The following is a 21,673-nucleotide window of genomic DNA, read 5'->3' on the forward strand; positions in this document are numbered from 1 at the left end:
ATAGCGAGACGCACGGGGAGCTGTGTACCCGGCGTAAGGCGGAGGATAACACCATGGATTACGAATTTCTGCGCGATATTACCGGTACGGTAAAGGTACGCATGTCAATGGGCCATGAGGCGCTGGGCCACTGGTTCAATGAAGAGGTGAAAGGCGACCTCGCATTACTGGATCGGGTAGAGCTGGCGGCCAGGGAGGTCAGGGGCAGCGAGCGTCAGTGGCAACAGAGCGGCCATGAATACACGCTGTGGCTGGATGGTGAAGAAGTGATGGTTCGGGCCAATCAACTTGAGTTTTCCGGCGATGAAATGGAAGAGGGAATGAGTTACTACGACGAAGAGAGTCTTTCGCTGTGTGGGCTGGAGGATTTTTTACAGGTCGCCGCGGCTTATCGGCGCTTTCTGGCGGAGCAGTAATCTGCGGCGCGACTCTCAGGGATGGAACCCGGTGCGGGAGCGTTAGTGTAGTTTTCCAGCGCCTGCGGTGAACGGCGGCGAACAGTCATGGCGTTTTTCCCGGGCTGCCCCTGTGGCGCCCGGCGGGCATCGGGCCGGAGGATTCCTCCGGCTTTTTTATTGACTAAAAATGATCGGTTGATTTTTATTAGTCATTTTGAAACTGTGATCGGGGCAGATATTGTTTTAAATTTGATTGAATATAATCTTTATGATTTTATTTAATCAATTTGACAATCCACAGGCGGGAATCCATGAACATTAAAAAAGCGATAGAGAAGATACCCGGCGGCATGATGGTAGTACCTCTGGTCATCGGCGCTGTCATCAATACTTTTGCGCCCCAGGCTCTGGAAATCGGCGGTTTTACCACTGCACTGTTCAAAAACGGCGCCGCGCCGCTGATTGGCGCGTTTCTGTTATGTATGGGCGCCGGCATCAGCGTTAAAGCCGCTCCCCAGGCGCTGCTGCAGGGTGGCACTATCACCCTGACCAAGTTGTTGGTGGCCGTGGCGATTGGTCTGGGCGTGGAGCAACTCTTCGGCGCCGAAGGTATCTTCGGGCTGAGCGGGCTGGCGATTATCGCGGCCATGAGTAACTCCAACGGCGGCCTGTATGCGGCGCTGGTCGGGGAGTTTGGTAACGAACGCGATGTCGGGGCGATTTCGATTCTTTCTCTCAACGACGGTCCTTTCTTCACCATGATCGCTCTTGGCGCGGCGGGAATGGCCAATATCCCGATTATGGCGCTGGTGGCGGTACTGGTACCGCTAGTGGTGGGGATGATCCTCGGCAACCTCGATCCACAGATGCGTGACTTTCTGACCAAAGGCGGGCCGCTGCTGATCCCCTTCTTTGCCTTTGCGCTGGGGGCGGGGATTAACCTGGAGATGCTGTTGCAGGGTGGTATTGCCGGGATCCTGCTGGGGGTTCTGACCACTTTTATCGGCGGATTCTTCAATATTCGCGCCGATCGTCTGGTCGGGGGGAGCGGTATTGCTGGCGCCGCGGCCTCCAGTACCGCGGGTAACGCCGTCGCGACGCCGCTGGCGATTGGCCAGGCTGACCCGGCGCTCGCCGACGTCGCCGCTGCCGCCGCGCCGCTGATTGCCGCCTCGGTGATTACCACGGCGATTCTGACCCCGATCCTTACCTCCTGGGTAGCGAAAAGACAGGCGCGTCAGACTACGGCGGAGACCAAAGCATGAAAATGATTGTTATCGCGGATGATTTTACCGGCGCCAACGATACCGGCGTGCAACTGGCGAAAAAAGGCGCCCGCACTGAAGTGATGTTGACGCCGGCGCAGAAGCCATCCCGACGCGCTGATGTTCTGGTGATTAATACCGAAAGCCGGGCGATGGCGGCGCAACAGGCCGCAGACGCTGTCGCTTCCGCATTGGCCCCGTGGTGTGAGGCTGACGATGCGCCGCTGATTTATAAAAAGATTGATTCGACTTTTCGCGGCAACGTTGGCGCCGAGGTGGAAGCCGCCATGCGCGTCAGCAGTCGCTCACTGGCGCTGATTGCCGCGGCGATCCCCGCCGCCGGACGTACCACGCAGCATGGCGAATGTCGGGTTAATGATGTTCCGCTGCTGGACACCGAGTTCGCCAGCGATCCGAAAACGCCGATTGTCTCATCGCGTATCGCTACGCTGATTGGTCTGCAGAGCCAGCTCCCGGTGTATGAGGTGTCCCTGGAGCAGGTGCGGCATAACGAGCTGGCGGCTCTGCTGCGCCACTATGCCAGTCTCGGCCCGGCGATGGTGGTTGTCGATGCGCTCCAGGATCGCGATCTGGCGCTGATTGCCCAGGCCGCCTGCGAGCAGCCGACCATGCCTCTGCTGGTAGGCGCCGCCGGTCTGGCGAATGCTCTGCCGGTACACAGCTACCTGACCGAACAGCAGCAACTGCCGGTGCTGGTGGTGGCGGGCTCGATGAGTGAAGCCACCCGACGCCAGGTGGAGCAGGCGCTACGCCAGGGACGCGCCGGCGTGGTGGATATTGATGTCGTCCGGCTGCTGGCGGATAGCGCGGCGCAGGAACAGGCCGCCGTCGTGGAGCAGGCGTGTGGCCAGTTGGCGCACCAGCGGCACTGCATTCTGCGTACCAGCCGCAGCGCCGACGACCGCCATCAGATCGACGCATTATGTCAGCAGGCTGGTCTCAGCCGCCAGCAGACCGGCGAATTGCTGAGCCAGCGTATTGGTCAGGTGACGCTGGGCATTATTGAGCGGGCGCGTATCGGCGGTCTGTTTCTGACCGGCGGCGATATCGCCACTGCTGTTGCCGGCGCGCTGGGCGCCGAAGGTTACCGGATTCATAGTGAAGTCGCGCCCTGTATCCCCTGCGGGACATTTATCAACAGTGATATTGATGACCTGCCGGTGATCACCAAGGCCGGCGGTTTCGGCAGCGACAGCACCTTATGTGACGCGCTTTATTTTATTGAGGAGATGTACCGTGGCCATTAAGACTGTAGCCATTACGATGGGCGATCCGGCGGGAATCGGGCCGGAAATTATTGTGAAGTCGCTGTGCGAGGATGAGCTGAATGGCGCACCGGTGGTGGTGGTGGGCTGTCTGAGCACTCTGCGGCGCCTGCTGGAAAAAGGACTGGCGCCGCAGGTTGAACTACGCGCCATTCGCCAGGTCGCCGATGCGCGTTTTGCGCCCGGGGTTATCCATGTTATCGACGAACCGCTGGCGGACCCGCAGGCGCTGGAGCCGGGTAAAGTGCAGGCCCAGGCCGGCGATCTGGCTTACCGCTGCGTGAAACGCGCCACTGAACTGGCAATGAAAGGGGAAGTCCACGCCATTGCGACGGCCCCGCTTAACAAAGAGGCGCTGCATTTGGCCGGCCACAACTTTCCCGGTCACACTGAACTGCTGGCGACCTTGACCGAGAGCCGCGATTACGCGATGGTGCTCTACACCGATAAGCTGAAAGTCATTCATGTCTCGACCCATATCGCGCTGCGCAAATTCCTCGATACCCTCAACCAGACGCGGATTGAGACCGTGATTGGCCTGGCGGACAACTTCCTGAAACGCGTAGGTTTCGCCGCGCCGCGCATCGCGGTGGCGGGGGTCAATCCCCACGCCGGAGAAAACGGTCTGTTTGGCGATGAGGAGCAGCATATTGTCGCGCCGGCGATCGCCACGATGCGCGAGCAGGGGATCCGGGTTACCGGCCCGTGCCCGCCGGATACTGTGTTTCTGCAGGCCCATGAGGGGATGTATGACATGGTGGTGGCGATGTATCACGATCAGGGGCATATCCCGTTAAAATTGCTGGGATTTTATGACGGGGTGAATATCACCGCCGGTCTGCCGTTTATCCGCACCTCAGCGGATCATGGCACCGCGTTTGATATCGCCTGGACGGGAAAAGCGAAATCTGAGAGCATGGCCGTATCGATCAAACTGGCAATGCAACTGGCTTAATTTCCTGTTATGAAAGGACAACACCGCCTGGACAGTATCGTGGCGTATCTGAAGAACCATACGCTGGTGACCGTGGAACAACTGGTGGAGGCCGTGGACGCCTCGCCGGCGACGATCCGCCGCGATCTTATCAAGCTGGACGACCAGGGGGTGATTAGCCGTAGCCATGGCGGCGTAGCCCTGCGCCGTTTTGAACCGGCTCAGCCGACCACCAATGAAAAGCAACTGCGTCACCCGGCGGAGAAACAGGCGATAGCCCGCTTCGCCGCTTCACTGGTGCGCCCGGGAGACGCCGTAGTGCTGGATGCCGGGACTACCACGCTGGAGCTGGCGCGCTGTCTGACGCACCTTCCGCTGCGGGTCATCACCGTCGATCTGCACATCGCGCTGTTTCTCTCCGAGTTTCGCCAGATTGAGGTCACGATTGTTGGCGGGCGTATTGACGACAGTAGCCAGTCCTGTATTGGCGAGTATGGCCGTCGGATGCTGCGCGGCATCTACCCGGATATCGCTTTTATGAGTTGTAATTCCTGGAGCGCGGAAACTGGGGTGACGACCCCTACGGAAGAGAAGGCCGGCCTGAAGCAGGATATTATCGCCACTGCGCGACGTAAAGTATTGCTGGCGGACAGTAGTAAATATGGCGCGCGCTCGCTTTTTAATGTGGCGCCGCTGGGCGGTTTTAACGATGTGGTAACCGACATTCATCTGTCGGCGGAGGTGCAGTCGCAACTAAAAAACCAGCACTTTCAGTTGACGCTGGTGCAGCCCGGGTAAATGGCGCCCCGCGGGCGAAGCGCCGCAGGGGGTTAAACGCTCGGTATATTACGGCCGTAATAAATCTCGCGCATTTCTTTCCACAACTGATCGGTGATGACCTTGCGCTCCTGGGCCGTTAAATCCTCCGGCCGGGTATGGAACATGTAATGTTTAAGGTCAAACTCTTTGAGCAGCATTTTGGTGTGGAAGATATTTTCCTGATAGACGTTAACATCCACCATGTCATACAGCGCTTTCATATCTTCCGACATGAAGTTCTGGATCGAATTGATCTCATGATCGATAAAGTGCTTCAGACCGTTCACATCGCGGGTAAAACCTCTGACCCGGTAGTCAATGGTAACAATATCCGATTCCAGTTGGTGAATAAGGTAATTCAGCGCCTTCAGGGGAGAAATCACGCCGCAGGTTGAAACCTCGATGTCGGCGCGAAAGGTGCATAATCCCCCCTCCGGATGGCTTTCCGGATAGGTATGCACGCAAATGTGGCTTTTATCGAGGTGCGCCACTACGGCTTCCGGTAGCGGACCTGGGTGCTCGGTGTTGTCGATAAGCTGTGGATCGACAGGTTCTTCGCTGACCAGAATGGTGACGCTGGCGCCCTGTGGTTCATAGTCCTGGCGGGCGATATTGAGGATGTTGGCGCCGATGATGGAACAGGTTTCGGTCAGGATTTCGGTTAACCGGTTGGCGTTATAGAGTTCATCGATATAAGCGATGTAACCATCGCGCTCTGCAGCCGTTTTGGCGTAGCAAATATCGTAAATACAAAAACTCAGGCTTTTGGTCAGGTTATTAAAGCCATGCAGTTTGAGTTTCTTCAATTTGGTTCACCCCCTTAGGTTGCCTGGTGCGGCAGGGCATCATGTAAATACTGCGGCAGAGCGAATGCTGCCGTATGAATGGCCGGGTTGTAGTAACGACAGCGAATGCCGGCGCTGTGGAAACGGGCCTGAATAATCTCGGTCGAGAGATGGCGCAGCGCTTCGTTATCCGATGCCCAGGCAAAAGTCATCATCCCGCCGTAATAGGTCGGAACCGCAGCCTGGTAGAAACTGACATCGGCGAAATAGTGGCTCAGCTTACGGTGGCTGTCGATCGCTTCGTCCTGCTGCAGGAAACAGACGCCGTTCTGGGCGACAAAAATCCCGCCCGGGGTCAGGCAACGTTTGCAGCCCTGGTAAAACGCGGAAGTGAAAAGATTTTCTCCGGGGCCGATGGGATCGGTACAGTCGGAAATAATGATGTCAAACGTTTGCGTGGTTTGATTTACAAAATTGACGCCGTCATCAATCACCAGCGTAAAGCGCGGATCGTCATAAGCGCCGGCGCTGTGGTTGGGCAGATACTGGCGGCAGAAAGCCACGACGCCGGCATCGATTTCCACCATGGTAATGGATTCGACATTACGATGGCGGGACACTTCGCGCAGCATCGCGCCATCGCCGCCGCCGATGATCAACACCCGCTTCGCGTGGCCGTGGGCCAGCAGCGGCACGTGAGTCATCATTTCATGGTAGATAAATTCGTCGCGCTCGGTGGTTTGCACCACGCCATCCAGCGCCATTACCCGGCCAAATGCGGCGTTTTCGAAAATGATCAAATCCTGATGATCGGTTTTCTCATGGTAAAGCACGCGTTCAACGGTAAAGTACTGACCAAACTGGTCGTGTAGCGTTTCTTGCCACACTGTGTTATCGGCCATTGGCTGATACCTCCTTCGTTAACACCCGTAAAAAAAGGGCGCAACATGATATCTAACAATGACCGCAGATGCACGGTCATTATTTCACCAATGGCGACGCGGAGGGGTTATTTTACATAGGCAAGCAGGCTCAGCGAATCGCGGGCCAGCGCTTTACATTTCGTATTGGTGGGAATGGCGATGCCGCTCAGATCGCGATAGCTGTCTTCACCCAGCGCTTTCATATTAAAACTGTCGTAATTGCTGAGGTCCCAACGATTTTGCTGGGCAAAGAAAACCAGTGCCCGGCGAATTTGCCCGTTAGGGAGATTCTGATAGCCACAATCATTTTTAAGAAAAACAAATACCGCAGTGAGATCGGCCATATCCTCAGCTTCAGATTCACTTAACGCCAGACTGTTTGCGGAAAAACTTAATAGCCCTGCCAGTCCGATCGCCCTGACAAACTTCTTCATCACAATTACCACTGATTATTGAGGAATAGACGTTAGCATAATTCCTGGCGTTTGGCTGAGATTTATTATTGCGCCAGCCCCTTGATTTTCGCGGCGCGACAGGCCAGGAACAGGGCGTTTTCACCAGCGACCGTGCGGACTGGCGAACCACAGGCTTGAGGCGGGATACCAGCGTCCGGATTGCACCAGCCAGCGCTCACCGTTGACCTGTATTTTTTCAATCGTTGGGCAGAACAGCGCCGACAGCATAAACATCTGCGGACCATAGTCAAACAGATGTCGAACCCGGGTTTCCAGCGAGGTTCGGCAATAACCGTCGGGGACGACCGGGGCTGATAAACCGCCACCCAGACTGCCGCCAGGCCCTGGCGTGCTGTAGCGCAACGTCTCGCCGTGCGCGCAGGGAAGCATCAGTAATGCTGACAGTAACACGCTTGTTCTGACTTTCATGATGCCTCCCTGGGACCACACCTGATAACCATCATTAACATATGGCAAAAGCGCTGTCCGTAACGGTGAGTAAAACCCGATATCACGGCAATAAAAAGACTATTTATGGTGATAGCTTTGGTGAATCTCCAGCCGTTGAATATTAGCGTTCTGCCGTCGCTCTCTTTAGCAGAACGATTCACCGGGATATATCATTAGTCATTGGCGATCAATGTCGGCTTTTTCGCTATCGATAAATTACCTGCCTGTGAATTGCCGGGCATTAATTGCTACGGGGTTGTATTTTTTCCGACGCGATGCGGGATCCCGTTTTCCACGATGGGTTTGATCTTGACCTTCCGCTTAGGGGAGGGTTTATGCTGGCGACTGCGTTTGCCGACTGACTAAAGGAATCTTTGATATGCAACGTCGCGAATTCATCAAAATGTCCGCCGCGCTGGGGGCGCTCAGCGCGCTACCGCTCTGGAGCCGATCTCTGCTGGCCGCGGAGCGGCCGAGTCTGCCAATTCCGCAACTGCTGGCGCCGGATTCCCGCCAGCGTATCAGTCTGGCGGTGCAGGCCGGGCAGAGCGTATTTAACGGTAAAGCGGCGCGGACCTGGGGTTATAACGGCAATGTATTAGGGCCGGCGCTGAAGCTGCATCAGGGAAAGCCGGTTACCGTTGATATTCACAATACCCTCGCTGAAGAGACCACGGTGCACTGGCATGGTCTGGAAGTGCCGGGAGCCGTGGATGGCGGCCCGCAGGGGATTATCAAACCGGGGGAGACTCGCACGGTAACCTTTACTCCTGAACAGCGGGCGGCGACCTGCTGGTTCCATCCTCACCAGCACGGTAAAACCGGCCATCAGGTGGCGCAGGGGCTGTCGGGACTGGTGCTGCTGGAAGACAATGAAAGCCTGCAACTGATGCTGCCAAAGCAGTGGGGCGTGGATGACGTTCCGCTGATCATTCAGGATAAGCGTTTCACGGCGGACGGGCAGATTGATTATCAGCTTGATGTGATGAGCGCCGCCGTCGGCTGGTTTGGCGATACCTTACTGTGCAACGGCGTTTCCTGGCCGCAACACGCGGCGCCGCGCGGCTGGCTACGCCTGCGTCTGCTTAATGGCTGCAACGCCCGCTCACTGAATATTGCCACCAGCGATAAACGCCCGCTGTATGTGGTCGCCAGTGATGGCGGTCTGCTGGCGGAGCCGGTGAAAGTGGATACCCTGCCGCTGCTGATGGGTGAACGCTTCGACGTACTGGTGGATACCAGCGACGGCAAACCGTTTGACATTGTCACGCTCCCCGTCAGGCAAATGGGGATGACCGTGGCGCCGTTTAATGAACCGGTACCGGTGGCGCGTATCCAGCCGATCCTGATTCCTGCCTCCGGCCAGCTACCGGATACGCTGGTTAACATGCCGGCGCTACCGTCGCTGGAAGGGCTGACAACCCGCTGGCTGCAACTGATGATGGATCCGATGCTGGATATGCAGGGCATGCAGTTGCTGGTGGATAAATATGGTCAGCAGGCGATGGCGGGTATCGACCATGGTCAGATGAATATGGGGTCAGCCATGGACCATGGGAAAATGGCCATGGGGGGAGCAGGTCATATGGGCCACGGCATGTCCCATGGCGATGGGCAGCTCGATCTTTTTAATGCCAATAAGATCAACGGGAAAGCTTTTGATATGACTACGCCAGCCTTTGCCGTTCCGTTGGGGAAATACGAGCGCTGGACCATCTCCGGCGAAGGGGACATGATGCTGCATCCGTTCCATATTCACGGTACCCAGTTCCGTATTTTGACTGAAAACGGCCAGCCGGTGGCGCCGCATCGCGCAGGCTGGAAGGACACGGTGCGCGTCGAGGGCGGGCGCAGCGAAGTGCTGGTGAAATTCGATTACGTCGCCCCGGCCGAATATGCCTATATGGCTCACTGCCATCTGCTGGAACATGAGGATACCGGTATGATGCTTGGGTTTACGGTGGGTTAATACCAGGAAGCCTAAAGCAATAGGTGAGGTAACTACGTTGCCAGATGAAAACGGTCTGGCAGCGTGGATTGAGAAAGACTGCTGTGCAGAATTAATCTGTTCTGTCCGGTAATGGTTTGGTTAAAAACAGGCTTTTTATTGATGACATGTCGAATGACTATTAATATTTTTCCAATGAATGAATTTGTGGATTAAATATATTATTTCTATATTTATTATGAGTCTCTCTATTTGTTTTTGTCCTCTGGTTGTGGTCGTTGAAAAAATTAGATATAAGTGTAACTGAAAATATCATCGCTCTTAATTCATGTATGATGCCAGGATACTAAAGATTATGCTTTTGGGTAGTTTCCGGTTAGTACTTTACCTGTTCTGTACATATCAAATTTTATCATCAGTATGCGTTGTACAGGGTTTTGGATGATATAAGATTGGTGAATATTTTCTCTGGAATTTATTATAAGGAGATATATCATGCGGGAATTAACCAAACATGAAATTGCTACTGTCAGCGGTAGTGGTTTTGTTGCGGATTTTATTAATCAACGTTTAGACGCGCCAGCGCGGGATTTCGGAACTCAATTTGGCGAAAATCTGGGCCGCTTCGCGTTCCAGACGCTGACTGACGTTACGAGCAAAATTGAAAGCGGAATTCGCCAGTTGACCACCTTTTTCTCCGGTCTGTTTCGTTAATACGGCGAATCTGGCTGAGTAAAAAGACAGTGCTCATGGAAGGAGAATAAAGATGAAAGTATTAACTATTCAGGAACAGGCGCTGGTTAGCGGCGCGGGTGATATCCAGAATCAACTGATCAGCAGTTTTACCCAGTTTGGTCGTAATATCGGTAGTTCTGCCGGCGGCATGCTGGGCGGTGCGTTAACCGGGTTACTGGGAACGGCTGTGCCAGTACTGGGTACTCTGATCGGATCTCTGTTAGGAGCCAGCGGCGGCAGAGCGCTCGGCGGTGATATTGGCGCGGAAATTGGCAATGTACTGGGTTCTACGCTCGGTGCATTCGTTGAGGGGATTTCTTCCGGGATCACCGCTGGATGGGAAAAAGCGAGCCGGGGTACTTTTAACGTTTAATTCGGACTCAGGTCGCTGAAATGTACATCGGGCCACATGGTGGCCCGATTTTTTATCCTGAGTTTACCGGGAGCGATTAACATCCCGTAACGAAAGGAGATTATTGCGCCTGGTTGGCCTCATCCGGCAACGCGTAAGCGACAATATAGTCCCCCATTTTGGTGCCAAACGAGCCGTGACCGCCAGCGGCAATCAGCACATACTGTTTGCCGTTCACTTCATAGGTCATTGGGGTTGCCTGGCCGCCAGCCGGCAGACGCGCTTCCCACAGTTTATCGCCGTTCGTCATGTTATAGGCACGCAGATAGTTATCTGCCGTCGCGCCGATGAACAGGACGTTACCCGCCGTGGAGATAGGGCCACCGAGCATCGGCATACCCATACGGAACGGCAGGGGAACCGGCGCGCTGTCGCGAACGGTACCGATACGTTTCTTCCAGACCACTTGATTGGTTTTCAGATCCAGCGCGGAAATATATCCCCAGGCCGGCTGTTTGCACGGTAGCCCGAACGGCGACAGGAACGGATTCAGCGTCACACCGTAAGGCACACCATACTGGGGCTGAATACCGGATTCGGAGCCGGTGCCTTTAGCGTCTTTCGGCGGTTCCATCGGATTGCCGGGGCCGCGTGGAATCAGTTTCGAGACGAAAGGTAACGCCATCGGGTTGGCGATGGCTACCTGGCGCAGAGGATCCACGGACAGGCCGCCCCATTCAAACATGCCCAGGTTACCCGGGAACACCAGCGTACCCTGTTCGGAAGGCGGTGTGAAAATGCCTTCGTAACGCAGACTGTGGAACATTACCCGGCAGACCAGTTGGTCATACATGGTTGCCCCCCACATATCGGCGCCGCTCAGATCTTTCTTCGGTCGGAAGCTTAGCTCAGAGAAAGGCTGAGTCGGGGAAAGATGATCGCCTTTTGCGGCGCCCTGCGGTACTGGTTTTTCCGGTGCCGGCACCACCAGCTCGCCGTTACGGCGATCGAGTACAAAGATATTGCCGGTTTTTGCCGGGGCATACACTACCGGGATCGTCTGGCCGTTCTGGTTGGTAATGTTCGCCAGCGTCGGCTGAGCGGGCATATCCATATCCCACAGGTCGTGATGCACGGTCTGATAGGACCACGCCAGTTTACCGGTGGAGGCGTTGAGCGCCACGATACTGCTGGCAAAGCGTTCCTGTTCCGGCGTGCGATTGCCGCCCCAGATATCCGGCGTCGAGACGCCCATCGGCAGATAGACCAGGTCGAGCTGCGCATCGTAGGCGGCCGGCGCCCAGGAGTTCGGTGAATTGAAGCTGAAATGGTGCTCATCGCCCGGAATTGCATTCGGATCGACTGCGCCCGGATCAAAGGCCCACACCAGCTTACCGGTATTGACGTCAAAGCCGCGAATCACGCCGGACGGCTCGCGAGTGGAGAAGTTGTCGGTAACCGCCCCGGCAATGACGATCACTTTATCGGTGACAATCGGCGGCGAGGTGGGTTCGTACATACCCGGGGTGGTGACCGGCATATTGGTCTGTAGGTTGAGGATCCCTTTATTGGCGAAGGTTTCGCACAGTTTGCCGGTTTCGGCATTCAGGGCGAACAGGCGACCATCGTTGACCGGCAGGATAATCCGCCGCGGACAATCGGCGATGACGTCCGGGCTGGCGTTATTCGCTGTCGCTTCATGATAGGAGACACCGCGACAGGTGACGTGCTGGAAACTGGGGTCGGTGTTCAACTGTGGATCAAAATGCCATTTTTCTTTACCGGTGGCAGCATCCAGCGCAAAAACCTGCTGGTGTGGCGTACACAGATAAAGCATGTTGCCAATTTTAATCGGCGTGACTTCATCGGTGATTTCGCCCGGATCCGTGGGGCGTTTCAAATCGCCGGTACGGAAGGTCCAGGCCTCTTGCAATTGATGAACGTTTTTATCGTTAATCTGTTTCAGCGGCGAGTAGCGCTGACCTTCCTGAGTGCGTCCATAGGCCGGCCAGTCGCCGTCGGCGATCGCCGGTGCGCTATTACTGGCAGCGACGCTGGCATCGCTGCGCAGGGTACCGTTGATTTCCTGGGGATCGTTGAATATTGCCCAGCCGAGGATACCGGCGGCGATCAGCAGCACTACGGACAGCGTCGGCGCGGCAACAGCGGAAGCCGTGGTAAGACGGCGTCGTACCACAGGCAGTAGCAGCCAGATACCAAAGAACACCAGCACATCGCAGCGTGGAGTCAGCGCCCAGAAGTCAAAGCCGACTTCCCAGACTGCCCAGATCATTGTGCCCAGTAACAGCAGGGCGTAAAGCCACAGGGCGGAAGCACTGCGGCGCCACAGCAGCCAGGCGACGGCCAGCATTACAACCCCGGCAATGGGGTAATACCAGGAGCCGCCGATAGCGACCAGCCAGATACCGCCGAATAGCAGGTAAAGCCCTGTCAGTACGGCAAAGATTGCCGATAGTGTCACGAAAAGCCGTGACTGTTTTTGTTTTGTATTCACGGGAGCCACACTTGTAAAGTTTTGATAGCAATTAATTATAGTTATTAACAAGTGTGATCGTAATCACAAAACGAGCTATTTATCTGCATCGGTACGAGGCCCGGTTTTACTGCTATACTGCACGGCTTAAGAGATGCATCAGGCGAATATTTCGCCGGTTTGATGATGATTTATATATAAATCATATGGTTGACGGAATGAAACATATTGTTGAAGTGATGATCCCGGAAGCGGAGATCAAAGCCCGGATTGCGCAACTGGGGCAGCAGATTACCGAGCACTATCGCGATAGCGGCAGTGAAATGGTGCTGGTGGGGCTGCTGCGCGGTTCTTTTATCTTTATGGCCGATCTGTGCCGTGAAGTGCAGGTGAGTCATGAGGTCGATTTTATGACCGCGTCCAGTTACGGTAGCGGCATGTCCACCACCCGTGATGTGAAAATCCTCAAAGATCTGGATGAAGACATTCGCGGAAAAGATGTATTGATCGTCGAAGATATTATTGATTCCGGAAATACCCTGTCGAAAGTGCGCGAAATCCTCAGCCTGCGTGAACCGAAGTCGCTGGCTATTTGCACGCTGCTGGATAAACCGTCGCGCCGCGAAGTCAATGTTAACGTGGAGTATGTGGGTTTTTCGATCCCCGATGAGTTTGTGGTGGGATACGGCATTGACTATGCCCAGCGCTACCGCCATTTGCCGTACATTGGCAAAGTGACGCTGCTGGACGAATAACGCCTTGTATTCTCACTGAGATGACAAAACCCCATGTCCGGCATGGGGTTTTGTTTTTCAGGGCGCCAGGCGGATGGGCAATCGCATATCAGGCGGCAATCCGGGTGCCTTTTTCCCCAGCCAGAATGCGCGGCGCGTCCTGCAGTGCGCCGATGTAGGCCGTATTACCGGTCTGTTCAACGAAGCGGATCACCGCGGCCGCTTTCGGACCCATGGCGCCGTCCGGGGCGGCAAAGGGTTTGAGCTCCTGTGCTGTAGTGTGAGAGATGGCCTGCGCCTGCGGTGTGCCCCAGTCGCGGTATACCGCGTCGGCATCGGTGAGAATCAACAAGTGATCGGCATTCAGCGCGCTGGCCAGCACTGATGCGGTTAAATCTTTATCAATCACCGCTTCCACTCCCTGGAAACCCTGCTGACCGGCGATAACCGGAACACCGCCGCCTCCGCAACAGATCACCAGGTGGCCGGCGTCGAGCAGCGTAGTAATCGCGGCGCTGTCGACAATGCGCTGCGGCGTAGGGGACGGCACCACCCGACGCACATACTGCCCGTCGCGCTTCATCTCCCAGCCAAACTGTTGCTCGAGGCTTTGCTGCTGCTCCGGGCTGTAGACCGGGCCGATAAATTTACCGGGAACCGCAAACGCCTCGTCGTCGGGGCTGACCTCTACCCGGGTTAACAGGGTGGTGACCGGGGTGGCCTCCATGCTGCGCGTCAATTCCTGGACCAGGGTGTAACCGATCATCCCCTGGCTTTCCGCCACCAGAATATCTAATGGCCAGGACGGGGATTCCTGATAAGCCGCATTCTGTAGCGCCAACAGTCCGACCTGTGGACCATTACCGTGAACAATAACCAACTGATAATCCCGGGCCAGTTGCGGAATCATTTCGGAAAACAGGCGAATATTCCGTTGCTGATTTTCCGCACACAGTGTTTCTCCACGCTGTAATAATGCATTACCCCCCAGGGCAATAACCAGTTTCTTTTTCATTTGAACGTCTCTCCACCAGATATATTTACCCGCTAACGATAAATTTTTTTATTTTTAAATATGTGATGACGTCAGCAGCTCAATGACCTGAAAAAATAACTTGTCAATGATTCCGGAATTATCGGGTATTTTTAAAATTAAATTGAATATTGATTATTAGAGTTTTTTTAATAATCCATGGCTGAATTTCCAGAAATTTATAACAATCTATTTAGTGTGATTTTGTTCAAATGAAATGGCCCCGGGTACCGATAAGGTGAAGACAGTTAAAACATCCATCCTCATTTTCAGGGGACGTAAACGGTGAACACAACCGGGAGGTTGCTTATGTCTGATTCATGTGAAATTACCCCCGCCGCTAAAAAGCGCGGAATACCAGCCTGGTGGGTAACCATATTTTTGTTTTGGTTAGGCTGGATTTTTATGTATGCCGACCGCACGGTGCTCAACCCGGTAATGGGGGAGCTGGAACAGGAATTTGGTTTAACCGGCACGCAACTGGGTATTCTCAACTCGGTTTTCTATTTTGCTTATGCGCTGTTGCAGGTGCCAGCCGGGGTGCTGGGGGATAAAATCGGTAAGAAGAAGGTGCTGGTACCGGGCTTTATTCTGTTCGGCGTTTTCACCGCAGTGACCGGGTGGGCGAAAAACTGGTATACGCTGCTGTTTGCCCGCGTGGTAACCGGCGCCGGCGAAGGCACATATTATGGCCCGCAATATGGGCTGTCGTCTGAGCAGATTCCGAAAAAATATCGTTCGCTGGGCAGCGCGATTATTAACAGCGGGATGGCGTTTGGTATTGCGCTCGGGCTGATGACCTCCAGTTGGCTGGTATTTGATAAAGGTTATTCATGGCGGATGCCGTTTTATGCCATGGCGGTGCCGTCGGTACTGGTTGGGATCGCTATCTGGCTGTTCGTGAAAGAGAAGAAACGTAGCGCGCTGGAAGAGGGCGGCCAGCCGGTTAAGAAAGGGAAATTCAGCGACCTGCTGAAAAACCGTAACCTGATCATTACCTATATTATGGTGTTCTGCAGTCTGTTCGGTTTTTTCGTTATTCTTACCTGGTTGCCTTATTACCTGCAGAGCGAACGCGGTATTCCGGGCAGTGAAACCGGTTTTATCTCTTCTCTGGTGGCGTGGATCTCTATTCCCGGCGCGCTGCTGTTTTCCAGCCTGTCCGATCGGTTGGGTAAGCGTAAACCCCTGATTATGTTCCTGGTGCCGATTGCCATGATCAGCATGCTGTCGATTGTCTGGATGCCCAGTATGACAGGGGTTATCGTGGCGCTGTGCGTCTACGGTCTGGTTGGCAAACTGGCGCTGGACCCGGTGCTGGTGGCGCTGGTGGCTGATAGCGTTGATGAAAATAATTACAGCACCGCGTTTGGTTTATTTAATTTTATCGGTATGAGTTCTTCTATTCTGGCACCGATTATTGCCGGTGCGGCTCGCGATATTACCGGTAGCCTGGCATCGAGTTTCTACGTTTCGGCGGCGCTATTAGCGGTAGGGCTATTTAGCATGCTGTTCCTGAAAGAAAATCGCTCATAAATAAAGAGGTCGCGGCAATGATTTATGCCTTTATTAAAAAGGGAAGTTTTCAGGACTCCGTGAGCCTGATGATTATTTCCCGCAAATTAAGTGAACACCCTCAGGTCGAGCAGGTTTCGGTGATGATGGGAACCCCGGCGAATAAATCGATGCTCGAATCCACCGGTTTCTGGCACGACGATTTTACCGGTGCGACGCCAAATGATATTTGCGTTGCGGTACGTACCGATCACGCCGATCCAGCGATTGTCGAGCTGATCTGCGAGCAACTTGAGAAAGAGCTGAACGCCATTGCCAGCGCATCCGGCAACAGCCATCAGTTACCAAAAGCGCGGCGCTGGGAGAGCGCCTGCCAGAAACTGCCGCAGGCTAACCTGCTGCTGGTGTCGGTGGCCGGCGAGTATGCCGCCGATGTGGCGCGCCAGGGGCTTGAAGCGGGGAAAAACGTAATGATGTTTTCCGATAACGTGCCGCTGGAACAGGAAGTGGCGCTGAAAACTTTCGCCCGGGAACGAGGCCTGCTGGTGATGGGACCGGACTGTGGTACGGCGATGATTGCCGGAGCGCCGCTGGCGTTCGCCAACGTGTTGCCGTCCGGGGATATTGGCGTGATAGGCGCCTCGGGGACCGGGATTCAGGAAGTGACGTCGCAGATCGCCCTGCACGGCCAGGGCATCAGCCACGCTATCGGCCTCGGGGGCCGGGACTTAAGCGCCGAGGTCGGCGGTATCAGCGCTTTATCCGCGCTGGAAATGCTGGCGGCGGACGAGCAAACCCGGGCGATTGCCTTTGTCTCCAAACCGCCATCGCCGCTGGTACGCGAGCGTATTATTGGCGCTATGCAGCAGATTGATAAGCCGGTAGTGGCGCTGTTTCTTGGCAGCCGACCAGAGCACCGAAGGGAAGGTAACGTCTGGCTGGCCCATTCGCTGTCCGACGCCGCCGGTCTCGCGGTCCTGCTGGCGCGAGTCGCCGAACAGAAACGCACGCTGCCTGCGGTGGCGGGGAAAACGATTTGCGGCCTGTATGCCGGCGGAACGCTGGCAGCGGAAGCCGCCATGCTGCTGACCGACAGGCTGTCGCTAACGCTTAACCCCCATCATCCGGACGGTGTAATGCTGGAGAGCGGCGGCCATCGGGTTGTCGATCTGGGGGACGACAGCTACACCCTCGGGCGTCCGCACCCGATGATCGATCCCACCACCCGCAGTATTGAAATCGCAAAACTGGCGCAGCAGCCGGAGAGCGGCGTACTGCTGCTCGACGTGGTTCTCGGCTACGGCGCCTGCGCCGATCCTGCCGGCGCGGTGGCAGAAGCTGTTCGCCTGGTACAGCAGGCGCGCGGCGCGCAGTCGCCGCTGGCGGCAATCGCCACCCTGACCGGTACCGATGCCGATCCTCAGGGACGCGCCGCTCAGGCCGACATTCTTCGTGCTGCGGGTATTGCGGTGGCGGAAACGCTGGAGGAGGCCATCCAGCTAGCCGTCGAGCTGATTACGCCGCAGCCTGGCGGGGCGTCGGTTACGCATCCGGCGCTGCTGGACGGCGTTCAGGTGATTAATGCCGGGTTGCGCAGTTTCGCGCTGGATTTGCAGAGCAGCGGTACGCCGGTGGTGCACTACCAGTGGGCGCCGATTGCCGGCGGCAATGCGCATCTCGCCGGTTTACTTAAACAGTTACATTAAGATTCAGGGGTAGCGATATGTATTCATCAATTGCACAGGCCAACGAGGCCATCATTGAACGCATCAAAGCGGCGCGTCCTCACTGGATAGCGGTGCGTCCGGCCGCCGAAGCGGTTCCCGTACTGGCTCAGGGGCGCAAGTTACTGCATGCCGGGCCGCCGATTGCCTGGGCGCAGATGACCGGGCCGATGCGCGGCGCCTGTATCGGGGCATCGCTGTTTGAGGGATGGGCGGCGACGCAAGCCGATGCGCTGCGGCTACTGGAAGCGGGCGAAGTGGAGTTTATTCCCTGCCATCACGTGGGCGCCGTGGGACCGATGGGCGGTATCACTTCGGCGAATATGCCGGTGCTGGTGGTACGCGACACGGTTCACGGTAACCAGGCATGCTGTAACCTGAACGAAGGGATTGGTAAGGTAATGCGCTTTGGCGCCTACGGCGATGATGTACAGCAGCGTCTGTGCTGGATGCGCGACACTCTGGCGCCGGTGCTACAGGCGGCGCTGGAAACCCTCGATGGCGGCGTGGATCTGACCGCCCTGATGGCCCAGGCCATCACCATGGGCGATGAATTCCACCAGCGTAATATCGCCGCATCGGCGCTGCTGCTGCGGGTACTGGCGCCGGCGATTACCGCCCTCGACCGACCGAAAACCGAACTGGCCGCGGTGCTGCGTTTCCTGAGCGTCACCGATCAGTTCTTCCTCAATCTGGCGATGGCTTACAGTAAAGCGGTGATGGATGCGGCGGCGGAAATTAAAGCCGGGTCGATTGTCACCGCGATGACCCGTAATGGCCGCGAGTTCGGTATCCGGGTCAGCGGTCTCGGAGATCGCTGGTTTACCGCGCCGGTCAACACGCCTCAGGGGCTATTCTTTACCGGCTACAGCCAGGCCGACGCCAACCCGGATATTGGCGACAGCGCTATTACCGAAACGCTGGGGATCGGCGGCGCGGCGATGATTGCCGCTCCAGGCGTTACGCGCTTTGTCGGGGCTGGCGGTATGGGGGCGGCGCTGGAAACATCGGAAGAGATGGAGGAAATTTACCTCGATCACAATCCGTTGCTGCAAATCCCCTCCTGGGACTTTAAGGGCGCTTGTCTGGGACTGGATATTCGCCGGGTGGTGGAGACCGGGATTACCCCGCTGATCAATACCGGAATTGCCCACCGGGAAGCGGGTATTGGCCAGGTTGGGGCCGGCACCGTACGAGCGCCATTGCCGTGTTTCGAGCAGGCGCTGGAAGCGCTGGCGGAGGCTCAGGGTATAACGGCGTGACAGATAAGGGCGGCGTGATGCCGCCCGGAGGAGCGTAATGACGGTATTTCTGGCGCTGGCCTGCTGCGGTATGACGCAACTGAGTGATGGCGTCTGGCGGATGCACAGTCGCTTCAGACATGCCATTAACCTTGCGAATCAGGAGGGCGCGCTGCTAAGCTTTTACCGCGCCGGAAAAGGCATCGGCCCCGGGGGATTTCTCTTCGCCCGGGGCGATTTCGATCGGCTACTGGCGTTGCCGGACAGCGATTTTCAACTGCTGAAGCGGGGAAATCAGTTGCGCGGCGCGCGATTGCAGATTGCGGCCCGGCGTGAGCTGCTACTGACCATGGCGCCGGGAATGCCGTGTTTTCCCGATCTGGCGCCTTACGCCGTGCCAACCGGGCTGTGCGGGCCGCTGAATCAACGGCAAACAGACGCCGTGGCGGTTCATCTCCTGAAAGCCGGTCTGACTCGCTGGGCGAGCGGTGAAACGCCGGACTGGTGTGGTCTGGTCGGGCTCGGTCCCGGGTTGACGCCGAGCGGCGACGATATGTTGGTCGGCGCGCTGGCGGTGTTATACACCTCACACTTTCGCGACCTGATGCGCCGGCGCGATCTCTTGCCCCCGCCGGATCAACTCGCCCGCCTGACGACTTCAGTAAGCTGTAGTTACCTGAACAGTGCCCGAAACGGCTGTTTCTCCCTTCCCGTACTGCGTTTGATGCGTGATTTACAGCGCGGACGCCAGGCGACGCCGGCGATTTCGCGGCTGACGTCTTTCGGGCATACTTCCGGCGCAGATCTGCTGGCCGGCATTGTGACGGCACTATACTGGTTAACAGAGCGCGGCTGAGGATGAACACATTATGCTCGATCAGGAGACGATTCGGACCTTCATTATGGTGGCGGAAACCGGGAGTTTTTCCCGCGCCGCCGGGACATTGCACAAAACGCCCGCGGCGATTAGCTACCGTATTAAAACCCTTGAGGAACAGGTCGGCACTCAGTTATTTTTGCGCACTACCCGTTCGGTGAGCCTGACTCTGGCCGGAAGCCACCTGCTGGAGCATTGCCGTTCGTGGCTCAACTGGCTGGACGGGATGCCCGATGAATTGCAGCAAATTAACGCCGGCGTGGAGAGGCAGGTGAATATTGTCATTAACAATTTGTTGTATCATCCTCACAGCGCGGCCTCATTATTGACGTGGCTGCATCAGCGCTTTCCGTTCACCCGTTTTCAAATTTCTCGCCAGGTCTATATGGGGGTCTGGGACTCCCTGTTGTATGACGATTTCCAGATGGCGATTGGCGTGACGGGATCCGAATCGTTGTCGAACAGTATTTCGCTACTGCCGCTCGGTGAGGTGAGCTGGCGGTTTGTGATAGCCCCGGGCCATCCGCTGGCCAGCCATCCGCCAGGGGTACTGTCAGACGAACAGTTGCGGCGTTATCCGGCCATCAATATCGATGATACTTCGCGTAATTTAACCCGTCGCGTGGCGTGGCTGCTCAATGGTCAGAAAGAGATTAAAGTGCCGGATATGGGAACCAAACTGGCCTGTCATCTGAGCGGTCTGGGGGTCGGTTTTTTGCCGGAACGGTTGTGCCGGCCTTATATCGATTCCGGCGAACTGGTGGTCAGGGATGTGGTGAATGCACGCCAGCCCTCGCCGCTTTCTATCGCCTGGAAGGCGGACAGCAGCGGGAAAGTGGTGAGCGAAATCGTTGCGCTGTTTAAACAACAGGAAACGCTGGCGACCGGGTTCTTAAGCACCATCGATCGTCCGTTTAACGGCGGAACGGGAGAGTGATACGGCGCCCGCGAAGGCGCCGTTATTGATCACTTGTGGCTGTGATGGGTGAGCTTGAGGTTGGAAATCCCGTTGCGGTAGCGCTGCTCAAGAATTTCACGGCTGGTGGCCGTTACCTCCAGATCGCGCAGCAGGCCGTCGTGAATGCCGTAGGCCCAGCCGTGGATCGTCACTTTCTGACCGCGCTTCCACGCCGACTGCATGATGGTGGAGTGCCCCAGGTTATAGACCTGCTCCATCACATTCAGCTCGCACAGCGTGTCCATACGGCGCTCCGGCGGCAGTTCGCCGAGCAGAGAGCTATGTTTGAACCAGATGTCGCGGATGTGCAGCAGCCAGTTGTCGATAAGCCCCAGTTCCGGGTTTTCCACCGCCGCCTGCACGCCGCCGCAACCATAGTGACCGCAAATGATGATATGCTCTACTTCCAGAACATCCACCGCGTACTGCACCACCGAAAGGCAGTTCAGATCGGTGTGGATCACCAGGTTGGCCACATTACGGTGAACAAACAGTTCGCCAGGTTCAAGGCCGGTCAGCCGTTCGGCGGGGACACGACTGTCGGAGCAACCAATCCATAGAAAGCGCGGTTTTTGCGCCTGCGCCAGACTTTCAAAAAATCCGGGGTCCTCTTCCACCAGCATCTTTGACCACAGACGGTTGTTGCTGATGAGTGTATCAATGTCTTTCATGGTAGGTTAACGACCTGTAACCAGATTAGTGCGTTGAGGTAATATAGGGCAACTCAACTTTTTTTTAAACCACTTA

General features: G+C 56.1%; 21 protein-coding genes. 14 read left to right on the top strand and 7 right to left on the bottom strand.

Going from position 1 to position 21,673, the window contains the following annotated elements:
- The first annotated feature begins 53 nt into the window (after positions 1-53).
- The 5 genes from yacL (at position 54) to AQ981_RS13670 (ending at position 4,681) form a co-directional block, all read left to right on the top strand.
- Complete coding sequence (gene yacL / locus AQ981_RS13650) at positions 54-416, top strand: protein YacL (protein ID WP_058912381.1); 363 nt, start codon at positions 54-56, stop codon at positions 414-416.
- A gap of 293 nt (positions 417-709) precedes the next feature.
- Complete coding sequence (locus AQ981_RS13655) at positions 710-1,663, top strand: 2-keto-3-deoxygluconate permease 1 (RefSeq protein WP_058912288.1); 954 nt, start codon at positions 710-712, stop codon at positions 1,661-1,663.
- Complete coding sequence (dtnK, locus tag AQ981_RS13660) at positions 1,660-2,931, top strand: D-threonate kinase (protein WP_058912289.1); 1,272 nt, start codon at positions 1,660-1,662, stop codon at positions 2,929-2,931. Before AQ981_RS13655 ends, dtnK begins: the two co-directional genes overlap by 4 nt.
- Positions 2,921-3,904, top strand: a complete 984-nt coding sequence (locus AQ981_RS13665) for a D-threonate 4-phosphate dehydrogenase (RefSeq protein WP_121500662.1) — start codon at positions 2,921-2,923, stop codon at positions 3,902-3,904. Before dtnK ends, AQ981_RS13665 begins: the two co-directional genes overlap by 11 nt.
- Positions 3,905-3,913: 9 nt before the next feature.
- A complete protein-coding gene (locus tag AQ981_RS13670; RefSeq protein WP_058912290.1) occupies positions 3,914-4,681 on the top strand; it encodes a DeoR/GlpR family DNA-binding transcription regulator in 768 nt (255 codons plus the stop codon).
- Positions 4,682-4,713: 32 nt separating this feature from the next.
- Here the strand turns inward: AQ981_RS13670 and speD are convergent, their stop codons facing one another.
- The 4 genes from speD to AQ981_RS13690 form a co-directional block, all read right to left on the bottom strand.
- Positions 4,714-5,508: an adenosylmethionine decarboxylase gene (gene speD, locus AQ981_RS13675; protein WP_058912291.1), complete on the bottom strand. Its 795-nt coding sequence runs from the start codon at positions 5,506-5,508 to the stop codon at positions 4,714-4,716.
- 14 nt (positions 5,509-5,522) lie between these two features.
- Positions 5,523-6,389, bottom strand: a complete 867-nt coding sequence (gene speE, locus AQ981_RS13680) for a polyamine aminopropyltransferase (RefSeq protein ID WP_058912292.1) — start codon at positions 6,387-6,389, stop codon at positions 5,523-5,525.
- A gap of 107 nt (positions 6,390-6,496) precedes the next feature.
- Positions 6,497-6,844 carry a YacC family pilotin-like protein gene (locus AQ981_RS13685; RefSeq protein ID WP_058912383.1) on the bottom strand — a complete coding sequence of 116 codons (348 nt, stop codon included), beginning with the start codon at positions 6,842-6,844 and terminating at the stop codon, positions 6,497-6,499.
- Between the two features lie 120 nt (positions 6,845-6,964).
- Complete coding sequence (locus AQ981_RS13690; protein WP_058912293.1) at positions 6,965-7,294, bottom strand: hypothetical protein; 330 nt, start codon at positions 7,292-7,294, stop codon at positions 6,965-6,967.
- A 400-nt stretch (positions 7,295-7,694) separates the two neighbouring features.
- On the opposite strand from AQ981_RS13690, the gene cueO reads away from it, so the two are divergent.
- The 3 genes from cueO to AQ981_RS13705 all read left to right on the top strand — a co-directional run bounded on the left by cueO (position 7,695) and on the right by AQ981_RS13705 (position 10,371).
- Positions 7,695-9,284 carry a multicopper oxidase CueO gene (cueO, locus tag AQ981_RS13695; RefSeq protein WP_058912294.1) on the top strand — a complete coding sequence of 530 codons (1,590 nt, stop codon included), beginning with the start codon at positions 7,695-7,697 and terminating at the stop codon, positions 9,282-9,284.
- Positions 9,285-9,758: 474 nt separating this feature from the next.
- Entirely contained in the window at positions 9,759-9,977 is a 219-nt protein-coding gene (locus AQ981_RS13700; protein ID WP_058912295.1) for a hypothetical protein, read from the top strand.
- A 52-nt stretch (positions 9,978-10,029) separates the two neighbouring features.
- Entirely contained in the window at positions 10,030-10,371 is a 342-nt protein-coding gene (locus AQ981_RS13705) for a hypothetical protein (protein ID WP_058912296.1), read from the top strand.
- A gap of 100 nt (positions 10,372-10,471) precedes the next feature.
- Here the strand turns inward: AQ981_RS13705 and AQ981_RS13710 are convergent, their stop codons facing one another.
- Complete coding sequence (locus AQ981_RS13710) at positions 10,472-12,865, bottom strand: glucose/quinate/shikimate family membrane-bound PQQ-dependent dehydrogenase (RefSeq protein ID WP_058912297.1); 2,394 nt, start codon at positions 12,863-12,865, stop codon at positions 10,472-10,474.
- 197 nt (positions 12,866-13,062) lie between these two features.
- Between AQ981_RS13710 and hpt the strand changes: the two genes are divergently transcribed.
- Positions 13,063-13,599 carry a hypoxanthine phosphoribosyltransferase gene (gene hpt, locus AQ981_RS13715; RefSeq protein WP_058912298.1) on the top strand — a complete coding sequence of 179 codons (537 nt, stop codon included), beginning with the start codon at positions 13,063-13,065 and terminating at the stop codon, positions 13,597-13,599.
- Between the two features lie 88 nt (positions 13,600-13,687).
- On the opposite strand, the gene AQ981_RS13720 is transcribed toward hpt, so the two are convergent.
- Positions 13,688-14,593 (bottom strand): carbamate kinase, encoded by a 906-nt coding sequence (locus AQ981_RS13720; RefSeq protein ID WP_058912299.1) that lies wholly within the window; start codon positions 14,591-14,593, stop codon positions 13,688-13,690.
- A gap of 327 nt (positions 14,594-14,920) precedes the next feature.
- Here AQ981_RS13720 and AQ981_RS13725 point away from each other — a divergent pair, with 327 nt between their 5' ends.
- From AQ981_RS13725 to allS, 5 genes are read left to right on the top strand one after another with little or no spacing between them, the layout of a single operon-like run.
- Positions 14,921-16,147: an MFS transporter gene (locus tag AQ981_RS13725; RefSeq protein ID WP_058912300.1), complete on the top strand. Its 1,227-nt coding sequence runs from the start codon at positions 14,921-14,923 to the stop codon at positions 16,145-16,147.
- 17 nt (positions 16,148-16,164) lie between these two features.
- Positions 16,165-17,832, top strand: coding sequence for an acyl-CoA synthetase FdrA (locus AQ981_RS13730; RefSeq protein ID WP_058912301.1), 1,668 nt, complete (start codon positions 16,165-16,167; stop codon positions 17,830-17,832).
- 17 nt (positions 17,833-17,849) lie between these two features.
- Positions 17,850-19,112, top strand: coding sequence for a YlbE family protein (locus AQ981_RS13735; RefSeq protein ID WP_058912302.1), 1,263 nt, complete (start codon positions 17,850-17,852; stop codon positions 19,110-19,112).
- 37 nt (positions 19,113-19,149) lie between these two features.
- On the top strand, positions 19,150-19,947 hold the full coding sequence (locus AQ981_RS13740) for an oxamate carbamoyltransferase subunit AllH family protein (RefSeq protein ID WP_058912303.1): 798 nt from the start codon (positions 19,150-19,152) through the stop codon (positions 19,945-19,947).
- A gap of 13 nt (positions 19,948-19,960) precedes the next feature.
- Positions 19,961-20,905, top strand: a complete 945-nt coding sequence (allS, locus tag AQ981_RS13745; RefSeq protein ID WP_058912304.1) for an HTH-type transcriptional activator AllS — start codon at positions 19,961-19,963, stop codon at positions 20,903-20,905.
- A gap of 29 nt (positions 20,906-20,934) precedes the next feature.
- On the opposite strand, the gene can is transcribed toward allS, so the two are convergent.
- A complete protein-coding gene (gene can / locus AQ981_RS13750) occupies positions 20,935-21,597 on the bottom strand; it encodes a carbonate dehydratase (protein WP_058912305.1) in 663 nt (220 codons plus the stop codon).
- Positions 21,598-21,673: the final 76 nt, after the last annotated feature.

Source organism: Entomohabitans teleogrylli (genome assembly GCF_001484765.1).
Lineage (GTDB): Bacteria > Pseudomonadota > Gammaproteobacteria > Enterobacterales > Enterobacteriaceae > Entomohabitans > Entomohabitans teleogrylli.